Origin of the sequence: Aggregatilinea sp., assembly GCF_036822615.1 — a bacterium.
Lineage (GTDB): Bacteria > Chloroflexota > Anaerolineae > Aggregatilineales > Aggregatilineaceae > Aggregatilinea.
The window spans coordinates 40,354-55,693 of the sequence record NZ_DAISHJ010000015.1; the positions used below are offsets into that span (position 1 = coordinate 40,354).

General features: G+C 65.7%; 10 protein-coding genes. 2 read left to right on the plus strand and 8 right to left on the minus strand.

All coding sequences use genetic code 11. The annotated features are described in order from the left end of the window. The first annotated feature begins 156 nt into the window (after positions 1-156). Positions 157-2,703 (plus strand): MMPL family transporter, encoded by a 2,547-nt coding sequence (locus V7116_RS07260; RefSeq protein ID WP_324391231.1) that lies wholly within the window; start codon positions 157-159, stop codon positions 2,701-2,703. 96 nt (positions 2,704-2,799) lie between these two features. Here the strand turns inward: V7116_RS07260 and V7116_RS07265 are convergent, their stop codons facing one another. From V7116_RS07265 to V7116_RS07280, 4 genes are all read right to left on the minus strand, one after another. Further along, entirely contained in the window at positions 2,800-5,277 is a 2,478-nt protein-coding gene (locus V7116_RS07265; RefSeq protein ID WP_324391232.1) for an ABC transporter permease, read from the minus strand. Then, positions 5,277-6,029 carry an ABC transporter ATP-binding protein gene (locus V7116_RS07270; protein WP_324391233.1) on the minus strand — a complete coding sequence of 251 codons (753 nt, stop codon included), beginning with the start codon at positions 6,027-6,029 and terminating at the stop codon, positions 5,277-5,279. The genes V7116_RS07265 and V7116_RS07270 overlap by 1 nt, the downstream gene beginning before the upstream one ends. Positions 6,030-6,208: 179 nt before the next feature. Further along, positions 6,209-7,897 (minus strand): sensor histidine kinase, encoded by a 1,689-nt coding sequence (locus V7116_RS07275; protein ID WP_324391234.1) that lies wholly within the window; start codon positions 7,895-7,897, stop codon positions 6,209-6,211. Beyond that, positions 7,864-8,559, minus strand: a complete 696-nt coding sequence (locus V7116_RS07280) for a response regulator transcription factor (protein WP_324391235.1) — start codon at positions 8,557-8,559, stop codon at positions 7,864-7,866. Before V7116_RS07280 ends, V7116_RS07275 begins: the two co-directional genes overlap by 34 nt. A 381-nt stretch (positions 8,560-8,940) precedes the next feature. On the opposite strand from V7116_RS07280, the gene V7116_RS07285 reads away from it, so the two are divergent. Further along, entirely contained in the window at positions 8,941-9,510 is a 570-nt protein-coding gene (locus tag V7116_RS07285; RefSeq protein ID WP_324391236.1) for a LysM peptidoglycan-binding domain-containing protein, read from the plus strand. Between the two features lie 234 nt (positions 9,511-9,744). On the opposite strand, the gene V7116_RS07290 is transcribed toward V7116_RS07285, so the two are convergent. The 4 genes from V7116_RS07290 to V7116_RS07305 all read right to left on the minus strand — a co-directional run bounded on the left by V7116_RS07290 (position 9,745) and on the right by V7116_RS07305 (position 15,292). Beyond that, positions 9,745-10,401: a beta-phosphoglucomutase family hydrolase gene (locus V7116_RS07290; RefSeq protein ID WP_324391237.1), complete on the minus strand. Its 657-nt coding sequence runs from the start codon at positions 10,399-10,401 to the stop codon at positions 9,745-9,747. 181 nt (positions 10,402-10,582) lie between these two features. Then, on the minus strand, positions 10,583-11,734 hold the full coding sequence (locus V7116_RS07295; protein WP_324391238.1) for a hypothetical protein: 1,152 nt from the start codon (positions 11,732-11,734) through the stop codon (positions 10,583-10,585). A 181-nt stretch (positions 11,735-11,915) separates the two neighbouring features. Beyond that, positions 11,916-14,219, minus strand: a complete 2,304-nt coding sequence (locus V7116_RS07300; RefSeq protein ID WP_324391239.1) for a glycoside hydrolase family 31 protein — start codon at positions 14,217-14,219, stop codon at positions 11,916-11,918. Further along, positions 14,216-15,292: a glycoside hydrolase family 15 protein gene (locus tag V7116_RS07305; protein ID WP_324391240.1), complete on the minus strand. Its 1,077-nt coding sequence runs from the start codon at positions 15,290-15,292 to the stop codon at positions 14,216-14,218. Before V7116_RS07305 ends, V7116_RS07300 begins: the two co-directional genes overlap by 4 nt. Positions 15,293-15,340 lie beyond the last annotated feature (48 nt).

Consider the following 15,340-nt stretch of genomic DNA (forward strand, 5'->3'; position numbering starts at 1 on the left):
TTAGGTACTGCTAAAAAGTAATTTCAACGACACGCCCCTAATTTTTAGGGGGTTGACTTTCATATCGTAACCGCCATAAAATGAGTTGATGCTCAAAAAATGAGCATATACTCATAATAGCACAGCGCCTGTGTTTTTGCATCTCAGGAGGTGGTCATGTTCCGAATCCTTGGCCGCATTGCAACTCAATATCGCGTTCCGATCATCCTGACCTGGATCGCGTTGGCTGTGACTTTGTCGGTTGTCGCACCTAGTTTGGAGGACGTGGGCACGTCCGATCAGCGCGATTTTCTGCCCGATAATGCGCCTTTCGCGCAGGCGGAGCAGCTATACCAGGAAGCCTTCCCCGAAAACTTTTCGCCCAGCAGCGGCATCATCCTCGTAGACAGCGGCGCGGCCAACGGGATCGCCGCCGGGACCCCGGCCTGGCAGTATATGGATACGCTGACGGCCTGGCTGAACAGCGATGCCGCGCCGGATAACGTCCTCGATGCGAGTTCGCCCACGCTCGATCCGGCGATCGCCGCGCGGCTGGTGTCGGACGACGCGCGTTATGCCCTGATCCTGTTCGGGCTGACCACCTCCGACGCGGACAAGGCCACCATCGATACCGTGAAATCCGTCGATGACTGGATCGATGCCAATCCGCCTCGGGACGGGGTCGCCGTGTACCATACCGGTCAGGCGAAAATCAACGTCGAGAGCGACGAGGTAACGTTTGAGACGCTCGACCAGACGTTGATAATCACCGTCGCGTTGATCATCATCTTCCTGCTGGCGATCTACCGCTCGCCTGTCAGCCCGTTGATCCCGTTGTTCACCGTGACGCTGGCGCTGCTGGTGGCGACAGGGCTGCTCGGCTTCCTCGGTGACGCGGGGGCGATCACCATCATCAGCCAGATGAGCGTGTTTCTGATCGTGGTGATGTACGGCGCGGGCACGGATTACTGCCTGTTCCTGATCAGCCGCTTCCGCGAGGAAATGGCCGAGACGCACGACGTCACTGCCGCTACAAAAGATACAGTGTACCGGGTCGGAGAGACGATTTCCAGCAGCGCCGCGACGATCGTCGTCGGGTTCACGGCGATGGCGTTTTCCGAGATGAGCGTGTTCGCCAACACCGGCCCGATGCTTGCCGTCGGCGTCGTGGTGGGGCTGCTGGCAGGGCTGACGCTGACACCTGCCCTGCTCTCGCTGCTGGGCGAGCGCGCCTTCTGGCCGAACAAGGCGCAGCACCGTGCCCACGGGCGCTGGTACGATTTCACCTCGCGGCAGGTGAGTTCGCACTCGCTGGTGACCATCCTCGTGATCGTGGCGATCATGGTCCCCCTTGGCCTCTACGGTCTGACGCGCGACGTGACGTACGAGTTCATGGAGGATTACCCGGACGATCTCGAATCTGTGCAGGGCTATCACCTGCTCGAAGACAACTTTGGCGGCGGCCTGCTTTACCCGCTGACCGTCGTGGCGGCGGATCGCTCGCCCGAGGCGATGGCGGCCCAGATGGTGAATCTCTCGCACGATCTGGCGCAGATCGACGGCGTGGATGACGTGTTCAGCCTGAACAATCCGCTCGGCCTGCACAGCGACCAGTACCAGAACGTGCTGCGCGTCGATACGCAGCTTCAGATCGCGCTGGGCATGGTGGGACAGGCGCTGCAAAGCGGCGACGTGCAGCAGATCGACGGCACGATCGCGGGGACGCTCGATTACCTGGACCGGCTGGCGGCGCACTTCCCCGACGTCGCGGACGATCCCGACTTGGCGCAGCTGCAGACGGTTCTGGGCGGCGGCGCGGACTCGATCGCGGCCAGCCAGGATGAGATGAACGCGGCGGCGGCGTCCCTGGCAGCGCGGTTGGGGGCGCTCGATAACCCGACCATGCTGCTCAGCGAGGGCGGCCCGCTGTTCGAGCAGTTCGGGCAGGTGGCGGCGGCCTATCTGGCGCGCGATGGCCGCGCCTTCCAGATGTCCGTGACGCTGGCAGACGAGCCGGGCACGGAGCGCTCGTTCGAGACCATCGGCAGAATCCGTGACGTGCTGGACCGCTATGAAAGTGATGGACCGACGGGCGTCAGCGGTACGGCGGTCGTGATTGCGGACATCCGCGACACCATCCAGCGCGATCTCGTTCAGGCTTTCGGATTCGTCCTGGTCGGCATCTTCATCGTGCTGCTGATCATGCTGCGCAGCGCCGTCGCGCCGCTCTATCTGATCTGTACGGTCGTGCTCAGCTACACGTTTACGTTGGGCGTCACGAGCCTCGTGTTCGATGTGTTCTTCGACACGCCCAAGCTGTCGTTTTTCGTGCCCTTCATGATGTTCGTCTTCCTGGTGGCGCTCGGCATCGACTACAGCATCTTTCTGTTCGGGCGCATCAAGGAGGAAGTGGGCAACCACGGCATTCACGAGGGTGTGCACGTCGCGGTCGCCACGACCGGCGCGATCATCACCTCGGCGGGCATGATCCTGGCGGGCACGTTCGGCGGCCTGATGGCGGGCGAGATCAAGTTCCTGGCCGAGATCGGGTTCGCGGTGGCGTTCGGTGTGCTGGTGGATACGTTCGTCGTGCGCACGGTCCTCGATCCGGCGCTGGCGGCGCTGTTCGGGCGCTGGACGTGGTGGCCGGGCGGTGTGCCCAAAGCGCAGCCGCGCGTTTCCTCCGCGCCCGCGGTCACGGCGTCGAGCGACGCCTCGAAGTAGGATCTGCGATCGGGGCAAGAGGCGGCAATACAGCGGCCAGGTGGGGGACTGCCTGGCCGCTGAGTCATGTAATTCGGGGGGTGATGGTCTTCGCGCTTATTCGTCGCGCAGGACGACCAGCGGGCGCACCCGTGTGGGCCGCCACGCGACCGCCAGCGCGCTGGCGACGGCGATGCCGGTGGCGATGCCCATGATCGCCAGCGCGGGCAGCGGATCGAGCGAAATATCGACGCCTTCCGCTCCATCCAGAATGCGGGCGGCAATTTCTACCGCGAGCATGCCGAGTCCGCTGGCGAGCACGCCCAGCAGGGTGTGTTCCAACAGGAAGGCGCGCAGCACGTGGTTGCTGCTGTACCCGACCGCCTTGAACACGCCGATCTCGCGCCGCCGCTCGATCATCGAGAGGCCGACCGAGTTGGCGATGAGGATCGCCCCTGCGACCAGCGCCAGCCCGGCGACGGTGATAGCGAAGACGAACAGGTTGGTGAGCATCTGCTGGATCACGGCGCGGATGTCCGCGGCGGTGATGACCATCGCGTCGGGCAGCGCTTCTTGCAGGTGATCCCCGAACGCCGTCAGGCGGCTCGTATCGAGTTCCGCAACCGTGATCAGGCTGACCGCGCTGCCGCCGAGCGTTTTTGCCGCGTCCTGCGAGACCAGCGCCGAGTGCCCGTGCGAGATCATGTTGCTCTCATAGTCGTAGAGTCCGGCCAGCACCAGATTGACCTGCGTGCCGGACGTGCCCGTGACCTGGATCAGTGTGCCGGTGGGCAGATCCTGATACTCATAGGTGTGCGGCAGGTAGATCGCGTCTGCGCGCGTGCCCCACGGCTCGCCGCTCACGGACAGGCCCGGCTCGCTGGCGATGTCAGTGCGCCCCTCTACGCGCGGCACGTCGAGCGTCCGCCACGTATCGCCGGTTTGCGCCTGGATCGACGTGAGTTCTGCCTGATAGACCGTGAACCAGCTTTTGACGCCCTTCTGGCCTTCGATCTCGCCGCGCAGATCCGCTTCTTGCGCCGCATCGCTGAAGACGACCAGATTTTCGCCTTCCAGCGATCCCTGCCGCACGTCGAATTCCTCGCGCGCGCTGAGGATCGTACCGGCTGAAAAGCCGATGGCAAACACGCCCACGAACAGCGCGATCAACGCAAAGAGCAGGCGTCCGCCCTGGCGCTTGAGGTTGTTACGCGCCAGCGTCAGCAGCCAGATGCGCGGGGCAGGCAGGCGCACGGAGATGAACAGCGCGCCGCCCAGCACCAGCCCCAACACGATCAGTCCCGCCAGCGCCACCAGCACCACACCCGCGCCCTGGATGACTGATCCCATGATCAGCGTGCTCAGCACGCCAAACGGCAGCGCCAGCAACGCATAGACGCCCACGGCTTGCAGGCGGCGCTTCCACGTAGAGAAGGCGGGCATCTGGCGCAGCAGCAGCGAAGGCCGCACGCCGCTGGCGCGCATGATGGCATAAACGCCGAAGATCAACGCGGTCGCCGTGCCGGTCAAGATGCCGCTCAACAGCAGCGGAACATCGACCGCCCAGCCCAGCAGCACCGATCCGGTGTTCTCGATCGCGTTGGTGAGCGGAATCGAGAAGCCGATCGCCGCGATCACGCCGATCACGCTGCCAACCAGCCCGATGAGGAGCGTTTCGAGGCCAAACAGCAGCATCAGGTGGCGCGGGCGGTAGCCCATCGTCTTGAGGATGGCGATCTCCGTCGTGCGGCGGGCGAGCAGCACCTGCATCGTGTTGGCGACGCCGATGCCGCCCACCAGCAGGCCCAACATGCCCGCGCCCTTCAGCATGAAGTTGAAGACGTCGCGCACGGACTTCTGATCGACGCGGATATCGTCCGGCGTGGTGACGCCCCACCCGGCGTTTCTCAGCTCCGCCGTCAGCCCGTCAGGATCGTCCGGAACCAGCAGCGACGCGCCGGTCACGATACGGGCATTGTTCGCCAGCAGGCTGGCCGTTTCCAGCGTGTAAAACACGCGCCCACCCATGTGATCGGGCGTGGCGCTGATGATGCCGCCGATCGTCATCCGCTGGGGCGTGCCGCCCATCGTGTTGGTGACCAGCACGATATCCCCGGCGTGCAGATTCAGCCTTTCCGCGAGATCGATGGTGATCGCAATCGTGCGCGGGCGCGAGAGCGCCTCGGACAGCGTGGCATTCTCCGGCGCGCTGAGCTTCAGCGAGCCGACCATGGGGTACTTGTCCGGCTCGACGCCGAACGCCGATCCCACGAAGGTCGTCTCGGTACCGGTCTTGAGCACCAGCTCGTACGTAACCGAAGACAGGGTGTAATCGCTGATGCGGCCCGATTCGCGCAGCGTGTCGAGCTGGGCGATGTCAACGTCGGTGAGCGCTGAGTCCTGATAGACTTCCAGGTCGCCGCCCAGGTCCACGCGCGGATCGCGGATGATGATGGTGAAGATGTTGCTGGTCAAAATCTGCATCGCCACGAGCGACATCACGCCGAACGCGACGGCAAGGATCGCCAGCAGGGTGCGCTGCCCGCTGCGCCGCAGCGAGCGCACGGCATAGGTCAGGTAAAACGCGATGCCCATTAGCGGCCTCCGTGCATGCGGACCGGTTCGCGCAGCGGTTCCGTGACGTGGCCGTTGCCCGGCTGCTGCAAGCGCCCGTCCACCAGATACAGCAGGCGGTCGGCGCGCGCAGCGACCTGCCCGTCATGCGTGGCGACGATGACCGTCACGCCCAGGTCGCGCCGCAGCCCGGCGAACAGCTCCAGCACCTGCGTGCCGGTCTTGGTGTCGAGATTACCGGTCGGCTCGTCGGCCAGCAGGATCGTGGGGTGGGTGACGAGCGCGCGCGCGATGGCGACGCGCTGCTGCTGCCCGCCGGAAAGCTGGTGCGGGCGGTGATTCATGCGGTCGCTCAAACCCACGAGGTCCAGCATTTCTTTGGCGCGCTGCGCGATGCTGCCCGCGCGGTCGCTGACGTACAGCGGCACTTCGACGTTTTCGCGCGCGGTGAGCGTCGGGATCAGGTTGAACGACTGGAAGACGATGCCGATCTTCTCGTTGCGGAAGCGGGCCAGATTGCGCTCGCTCATGGTGGTGATGTCCACGCCGTCGATGCAGACCGCACCGCCATCTACTGTGTCGATCCCGGCCAGGACGCCCAGCAGCGTCGATTTACCGGAACCCGACGGCCCGGTCAGGGCGATCCATTCGCCGTGCGCGATGGCGAACGAGACGCCGTTCAGAATCTCAATCCGTTCGCCGCCCAGCGGCAAAGCGCGGTGTAAATCGCGCGCTTCGACAGCGTAGGACGTTGAAGGGGTAGCGTTTGGCATGGCAGTGTACTCCTTAGGCTGAAATGGGTCCGGGGCATGCCGCAGCAGTCTGGACGCGCCCGGACGACAGTTCCATGCTAAACGCTGCCTGTCGCACGACGATGGTGAAGATGTCGCAACTTTGTCGCAGGAAAATGAAGAAGGTAACGGAGAGCGTGCAGTGATTTATCGCGTTCCGGTTACTTCGCCGCCGCCTTCGGCAGCCGTACCGTGAACGTGCTGCCCTGGCCGAGCACGCTCTCCGCCTCGACCGTGCCGCTCATCGCTTCCGCCAGCTCCTTGACCAGCGCCAACCCCAGCCCCGCGCCGCTGCCGTCGCGCAGGCGGGCGGTATCGCCCCGGTAGAAGCGTTCCCAGATGTGCGGCAGGTCCGCAGGCCCGATGCCCTCGCCGGTATCCTTTACCTGCACGATGATGCAGTCCCCATCCGCTACCGCCGACACGGCCACGATGCCGCCCGGCGGCGTATGGCGTGCGCCGTTGCGCAGCAGGTTATGAAAGATCTGCTCCAGGCGAGTTTCGTCGGCCAGGATCGGAGGCAGGTGATCCGGCAGATCCGCGATCAGCTCGACTTTGGTCGTTTTCCAGAGCAGCGGAGCCGCCATCTCGACGGTCCGGCGGATGACGGCGCTCGCATCGACCGTCTTGGGGTGCAGCTCGAGCTGGCCCAGTTCTGCCCGCGAAAGCGCAAACAGGTCATCGATCAGGTGCTGCAAGCGGGCCGTTTCGTGATCGATCACCGCCAGATCGCGCCGCACATCGGCGGGGATGTCATCCCCGGCCCGATCCAGCAGCGGCTCCAGTGTGCCGCGCAGCGTGGCGACCGGGGTGCGCAGCTCGTGCGAGACGCTGGCGACCAGCTCGCGCCGGTTGCGCAGCAGCCGCGCCACCGCGTCCCGCTCCGATTGCAGCGCGTGCATGGTGTGGTCCAGGTCTTCAGCCATCGTGTTGAAGTTGCTTTGCAGCGCAGCGACCTCGTCCTCGCCCTGCACCGGGATGCGGATGCTCGTGTCGCCCGCGCTAAGCGCCGCCGCGCCGCCCATGAGCACCTTCAAGCGGCGGGTGGTGCGCCGCGCCGCGAGGTATGCCAGAAAGATCGATGGCGGCACCACCAGCACCAGCAGCAGGCCGAGCAGCACGCCGTAAACGAGGATGAGCGGGACGAGGTTGAGGACCAGCGACACGAGGGACTCGCCCTCGGTGTTGCTGGTGGAAAGCCTGGACCATTCGCTGGTGATAAGCACGATCGAAAAAGCTGCCGTGGGTAAGACGACCAGCAGTACGTGCGAATGGGTCAGCGACCACAGCAGGTGGCGGCGGCGCAGGCGGCCCCAGAACAGCCAGATCCGTATCAAGGTGCGCGCGGTGATGTGGGCAATGACCCCGGAAATGATCACCGCGGAATACGTTTCCGGGGCCAGCGCATCGTAGGTGGCATCGCGGTTGTTGGTGATCAGCGCCAGAACCAGAACCATTGTCGCCCGGACGATGGCGACCAGTCCCGCATCGTCGAGGGTTTTCAGGACGGACTGGATCAGCAGGTTGCCAATCTCCAGAATCAGCACGCCCATGCCCAGACTGACGGCCAGCCCTCCGATCAGCTCGAAGAGAATCTGCCGCCACCAGCGCCCCTGCGCGCGCCGCAGGCGGATGGCGTACCACGAGATGCCGGTCAGCATCACGATGAACAGCCCGTTTTGCCGGTCCGAGAGGGAAAAATGCGTGGTGGTCAGCAGCAGGATCGCCATCATCGCGGTGCTGAGCGCCAGCGCCTCGATCAGGGCGCGCGGCAGGGAGACCCGCAGCGTCCAGTTGCCGAAGGACAGCCGCGCGATTATCCGGCGCGCAGCCGGTAGCCAACGCCCCATACGGTTTCGATCTCCTCACCGACTGGCCCCAGCTTTTTGCGCAGGCGCAGCACGGCATTATCGACGGAACGGTCGCCGCTGATGTAATCCTCGCCCCATACGGTGTCGAGCAGGTACGCGCGGCTGAAAGCCCGCCCCGGGTTGCGCAGCAGCAGGTGCAGCAGCGCGAACTCGGTGGGGCTGAGGTCGAGCAGTTCGCCGTCCAGGTCGGCGCGGTGGGCTTCCGCGTCCAGCACCAGCGGCCCCCGGATCAACAGGGCGGTGCTCGTGCTGCGATCCGCCTGGAGCGTTTGCTGGATCAATTCCACGCGGCGCAGCATGGCGTGCACGCGGGCCAGCAGCTCGCGCATGCTGAACGGTTTGGTCAGATAGTCGTCAGCGCCGACTTCCAGGCCCATCACGCGGTCGATCTCTTCGCTGCGCGCGGTCAGCATCAGGACCGGTGTCGCGGCGTGCTGGCGGATCTGGCGCAGCACGCCCAGCCCGTCCAGACGCGGCAGCATCCAGTCGAGGATCATGACGTCGGGGTGCAGCGCGTCGTGCAGCGCCAGCGCCGCTTCGCCATCAGCGGCATGGTGCACGGTATGCCCGGCGGCTTGCAGCTCGCGGCGGATCACGTCGGCCAGATTCGTCTCGTCGTCAACTAAAAGTATCGTCGCCATTCCCTGCCCACTTTGTAGGTTTGCGCGGCCCTTTCCTATCAGGTTATACGCAGCGTGAGTTTAACGGGTTCGCGCCCGATCGGGTACTCACCGCCCGGCGTTCCCGTTGCGGAGGGCTGCCGTGTGGTGATAGGCACCCGAGCGCCACTTGCCGCTGACACTAGATTGCTGTATAAATCAAGTTAAGATTACAGTGAGCCGTTGTAAAACCCGTTCATGCGGGAGGGGAAAATGAGGATAGATCGAACTACCAGGACTCGAACATGGATCGCCGCCCTGCTCGTTATGGCGACGTTGGTGAGCGCAATCGCTGTTCCATCACTGCCGCGGGCCCAGGCGCAGGGCACACCCTCCTGCCCGATTCAGATCGTCATGGAGGACATGCTCATTTTGCATGCGGGTCCGGCCTGGAATACGCAGACCGTCGGCACGCTTCAGCGGGGCAACGTCGTCTGTCTGGTGGGGCGCGACGGCGCGACGACCTGGCTGCTGGTTGGCTCCGGGCAGGCTTTTCTGGGCTGGGCCCCGGTGAACGCCTTCTGGGCGAACGTGCCGTTCACGATTTTGCCCGTGATGAGCGGTGGCACGACCGGCCCGACGCCGATCCCGCCGATCCCGACCCCGGTTCCTGTGTCCCAGACCTACGTTGTGCAGTGGGGCGATACGCTCTACAGCATCGCGCAGCGCTTCGGTGTAAGTCAGGCCGCGCTGGCGCAGGCCAACAACATCGCGGCGACGTCCTGGGTGTATGCGGGCCAGACGTTGGTGATCCCCGGTGTGGGCACGACCCCGCCGCCCACGACCGGCACGACCTACGTCGTGCAGCAGGGCGACTATCTGGTGTCCATCGCCGCGCGCTACGGGTTGATCTGGTGGCAGTTGGCGCAGGCCAACAACATCCAGCCGCCGTATGTGATTTACGCCGGCCAGACCCTGATCATCCCCCGTTAGCCTGACCCAGCGGCTTTCCAGGTGAATTCAAACGCCCCGGTGATGTACTCGCCGGGGCGTTTTTGTTTTCCTACAAAACCCCATTACGCGTTGCTTGTCTCCCCTCTCCAACCCAGATTGGAGAGGGGCCGGGGTGAGGTCGCGTTTGTCTTTTCTAGGGTCGGGGGTGGGGTTTCTACGAGAACCGGATGGCCCGGTTTTTGTGTTTCCCGCTCACATTCCCGCGACCGACCGTCACCGCGCGGCGAACGCCTGCACGATGACATCCAGCGTTGCGCCGGACAGATCCGGTAGCACGAGGTCCGCCGCGCCGACGAGATCGGGCGATCCGAGGCCCACCGCGAACATGCCGCCCACCTGCGCCGCTTCGACCCCGGCGGCGCTGTCTTCGAACACGACCGCGCCTTCCAGCGGGGTATGCAGCGCGCCCGCCGCCCACACGAAAATATCGGGCGCGGGCTTGAGCCGCGCGACGGTGTAGCCGTCCGCCACCGCGCCGAAGCGCTCGTAGAGGCCGGTGCTGCGCAGAATCATCTCGGCCTTCGTGCTGGACGACGCCACCGCCAGCCGGATCCCGGCGGCCTGCGCTTCGTCGAGCAGCGCCACCACGCCCGGCAGAATATCCGCCGTGCTCATGTGGTTTAGGTCGTCGTCCAGCGCGGCATCTTTCACGGCAAAATAGTGCCGCACCTCGTCCGCCGAAAGCTCCCGCTCTTGCACGATGTAGCGCAAGTAGTCGCGGCGGTGGTGGCCGCGCATACGATCCATGTCTTCGGGCGTGAAGGGCATTCCGGCGGCGTCCGCCACCTGCTTCCAGGCGCGGTAGTGCAGGTCGATGGTGTCCACCAGGACGCCGTCCATGTCGAAGATAAACGCAGCGGGTGTAGCCACAGCAGCCGGTCCTTGTTGGGGGCGAAAGCGAAGGCAGCGCTCCGGTGCTGCCGCGCACCAGTATAACGGGCGAACCGGACCCCTGACAATGTGCGAACTGCCCACCGCCGGATCGAGACAAAAAAGCCTCCCGGCAGTGGGGGTGCCGGGAGGCGTACGGTCACGCCGCCCAGGAACGAGGCTAGCTCTGCGGCGTGTACTGTGTCACCTGAAGCCCGAACATTTCGTTCAGCCGGGCCACGTCCAGCGCGCCGTCCGGTGTCAGCGCGACCGAAGCGATGAAGCTCACCGGCAGCGGCGTGAAACTGATCGCGTCGCCCACCGGCTCCCACGCCGATCCGGTCCAGCGCGCATATCCCGCCGCGCCGCTGCCGCCGTTGGACCATGCCAGCAGCGGGTCGCCGTTTTCATCGACTGCCAGGGCCGCGTCGTCCACGTAGCCCGCGTCCGCCAGCCCCGGCAGTGCGTCGAGGCCGTCCATCGGCATCCATGCGTCGCCGTCCACGTCCGCCGCCAGCTTGAACGCTTCTGGCAGGTCGTACCCCGCGCGCAGCAGCACGAGATCACCCTCAGCGGTCGCCGTCAGGCGCAGCAGGCTGGTGTCGCTCATGGGGGCGGGTGCATCCGGCAGATCGGTCCACGCGGAGCCATCCCACAGCCGCACGTGGGTCATGCCGCCTTCGTCCCAGGCCAGCGCGATCCTGCCGTTCGGTAGGGCGGCCAGCGTCGAAACGCCCGCGTCCGCCGCCGGATCGACGTTCAGACCCGCGTCCGTGCCGAGCGGCTGCCACGCGGATCCGTCCCACTGGCGCACGTACAACTGATCCGGCTGCATGAACTCGCTGGCTTCGCGCCACGCGACGACCGGGCCGTCTGCCATGACGATCAGGCTCTCGTCGTAATTGAACGTGCCGCTGGCGTACAGGTTGATCGCGTCCCCGAGCGGCGTCCAGGCCGTGCCGTCCCACTGGGCGGCGTTCAACAGCGCGGTGCTGCCGTCGTCGCTGGTGGTCAGGTAGGTGATCACGACTGCGCCATCCTCGCCCACCGCGAGGCGCGAGAACATCGCGTCGGCAGGCGCGGCGGCGTCGCCCAGGCGCACCCACGCGGATCCGTCCCACTGCTCGACGTAAATGCTGCCGCCGTCCGAATACGCGACGACGGGCGTCCCGTCCGGCGCGACGGCGAGATCGTTGTAAATGACCATCATGCCGCCGCCGACCGGATCGCCCAGAGTTTCCTCTTGCAGCGGCCCTTGTGCGAACGCGGCGGTAGCGACCAGCAGCGCCAGAAACACGGCGGCAAACGTGGTGCGGCGTACGAACTTGAACATGAGATTTGTCCTGTTTGGGTAGAGTGTTAAGGTGACAATACGCCAATCTACCCGCCATTGTAGGCGCGCGTCGACGCGGCGGCGTCCGCCGATTGGAGGATTTTTGACTAGGTCCTTTGGTGGAGGGGATGCGCCGGATGATCCCGTGTGACTCATCCGGCGCGGGACTACTCTTAAGAGGTTAGCCGAAGCGCAGCGCCCCCGTCGGCTCGGCGGAAAGATCGACGCGCTCGCCCAGCACGCCCGACGGCCCCAGCCGCACCGGGATCTCCGCCCCGGCGCGCACGTAGACCGGGATGCGTTCCAGTGGCGCAGGGACGTCGAACGCCCGCCCGCCCGCAGCCCGTTTGCCGGTCCACAGGTCGAACCAGTCCCCGGCGGGCAGCGTGACGCGTAACGTCTCCGCGCCCGGCTCCGTGACCGGGAACACCAGCAGGTCGCGCCCGAAGAAGTACGCGTAGGGCGACGCATCTCGCTCGGTGAGCGCCAGCGCGCGCATCATCGGCTCGCCGGTTGCGGCGGCGTGCTGCGCTTCCTGCCAGATGTACGGCATCAGGTTGTGCCGCGCATTGACGAAGAACCGGAAGGCCGGGATCACGCGCTCGTTGCCGCTGAGCGTCTGGATGTTCCACGGCGTGCGGTCGCGCGGGGCGCGGTGCTGGTTGAACTCCGAATGGTACTGCATGATCGGGCAGAAGGCGGCCATCGCCGCGCCGCGCAGATACAGCTCCGCGCCGGGCGGTTCGCCGCTGAAGCCGCCGAGATCCCAGCCCCAGAACGGGATGCCGGAGATTCCCGCCGACAGCCCCGCCAGGATCGAGTGGCGGTAGGCGTCCCAGGTCGAGTTTTCGTCCCCGGCCCAGTGCGTTGGGCTGCGCTGCGACCCGGTGAACCCGGCGCGGCTGAAGGTCAGCGCGTCGCCGCCGCGTTTTTTGATGGTGAAGTTGTAGTACGCCTCGATGTAGCGCTGCGGGTATTCGTTCCAGACTTCCGCGCCGCTGCGCCCGTCCGAGAAGATCACCGATTCGCCCCACAAATGCTCGCCGCCGTCGGTCTTGAAGCCGTCCACGCCCATGTCTTCCAGCAGGTAGGCGCGTTTGTTCAGCCACCACTCGTTCGCGGCGGCATTGGTCGGGTCCCACAGGTAGCCGTTGCGGAACCAGAACGGCTTGACGCGGTACAGGCTGCCATCCGGTTCGCGCACGCCGAAGCCGGACGCCTCGAAGTGCGCGCGATCGGCATCGTGCTGCGCGTGCGGGCCTTCCGGCGCTTTGATCACCGGGATCTGCCACAGCACCAGCCGGATGCCGTGCGCGTGCAGCCAGTCGGTCATCGCTTTTGGATCCGGCCATTTCCCTTCCGCCGGGAAGGTGAAGTCCTCGTAGCGGAACGCCCGGTCGCCGGGGATGGCCTCGTACTGTGCGTCGTTCCAGATGTAAAACGTGGTCTCGTCGCTCCACGCCTCAATCACCAGCACGCTCGGCTGGATGTCATGCGCCAGCGATTCCTGTGCCACGTCCATCACGCGCGCCTGTGTATTCCACTCGTTGCCGCTCATCCACAGCCCGAACGTCCATAGCGGCGGCAGCGCGGCGGGGCCGGTCGCGCGGGCGAACTGTCCCGTGATGGCGACCGGATCGTCGCCCGTGTACCACGTTAGGTCGAGCCTTTCGTCTGTGCCCAGGTCGGCTTCCACCGTCCAGCAGTCCGGCGCGGACGCGGCCAGATCGAACTGCATCCAGCGGCTGCTTTGCACGTAGACGCCGTACCCTGCCGAGGACAGCAGGAACGGGATCGGCATATAGGTGCGCTTGCCCTGGCTTTTGTACTGCTCGTAGCAGCGCACGTCGAGCACCTCGCCGCGCTGATCGAGCGCGTTGAAGCGTTCGCCCAGGCCGTAAAAGCCCTCGTCCGTCGCGGCGGCGAAGCTCAGGCGCACGCGGCGCGCGCGCTGCCCGTCCGTCAGCCACTCGACGCCGAGCAGCCGGGGCAGGCGCGGATCGTCGGGTGTTTGCCGGGTGTCACCGCCCCGCGCGGCCCGCACCGTGATCGCGCCGTCTTCGATCTGCTGGAGCGCCAGCACAGGATCGGGATCGGCAGTCCACGCCTCGCCGACCAGCGCAAAGCGCGGTGTGCTGGCTCCGGCGGCCTCGGCCCAATACGTCAGCGTGTGGCCCTGGGCGGGCGCGGTCAGCGCCGCCTGCCATACGTCCTGCTCGACGCGCACCATGCGCTCCAAAAATTCCGCGCCCGCGCCTTCTTCGCGTTCCTGCTGCCAGTGCGGTTGTTTCACAGCGTCGATAGGCTGCGCCGGGTCGTCGTCCACGCAGGCGAACACCTGCAGCCCTTCGACCGCGCCGGGCGGGCGCGTCACGATGCCCACGGTAAAGGCTTCCCCGGCCAGCGGCTGGCGCGGGACTCGTTCTTCCGGCCCCTGTTCGTAGGGATGTTCCTGGCCGGAGGGGAGATGAAAGATCTCGATCATGTGTGTTTATCCAAAAGTGAATGAACGACCAGAACCATCGCGTGGGACCATAACAGCGGGCTGGCGGGTGATCCCCACTTCGCTTCCCACTCGGGGTAATAACTTGCGTCGCGCATGTGATCGGCTACCTGTTCCGGCAGCTCGCCCGCCTCATTCGCCTGCGCCTCGATCCAGCGCATCAGGCCGCGCGCCTCGTCGATCCGGCCCAGCTCGACGTACATCCACGCCAGCCACGCCGTCAGCAGAATCCACTCGCCGCCACCGTAGTACGTGTCCGCCGCATAGCGGTACACGCCGCCGCCGGGCACCAGCAGATCGCGCTCGATTTTCGCCAGCGTGCGCGCGAAGATCGGGTCGCGGGCGTCTACCAGCCCGTAGGGCACGGCGGTCCACAGCAGGCTGGCGTCCACGGCGGGATTCTCGTGCGTCTTCTGTAAATAGCCTTCCGGTGCGAGGCAGTGTTCCAGCGTGTAGGTGCGGATCTGCTCCAGCAGGCCGTCCGGCACGAGTGCGGAGTCCACAGCGCGCACGGCGATCAGACCGCCGTAGATCGCGGCCAGGGTGCTGGTGTGGATCTGGTCGCGGGCTTCTTCCCAGCAGTCGTAGTTGGGGCTGCTCCACAGCGCGGCTAGGTAGCGCACCGTCAGCCGGATCGCGGGGACCGATGCGTCCCACAGCGCCGTGTCGCCCGTCAGCTTGACATGCTCGGCCAGCCCCCACAGCCACGTGCCGTAGCCGTCGAGCTGGAAATCCCACCAGAAGTCCATGCCCAGATCGCCGTCGAGCGTGAAGCGCGTCGGCAGATAGTCGGTCTCGTCGGGCGTTTCGCCTTGCGCGAGCTTATCGAGCAGGGCGTTCAGGCGATCTTCGTGCTTGACCAGCGTGCGCCCGGCCCAGACGTAAAAGGCGCGGCTGGAGTCGTGCAGCCCGGCGCAGTCCATGCCATAGGCGACCCATGCGCCGTCGCGCAGCCAGGCGTAGCCGTACTGCGAAAACGTGGGAGAGGCGACGTATGCGCCGCTGGGGGCCTGCCCCGCGCGGATGATCTCGATGCTGGATTGAATGAGGTTCATGGTTTCGTCACGGGATTAGTGGAGGCAGGCGGGCGGCGGCAGGGCACG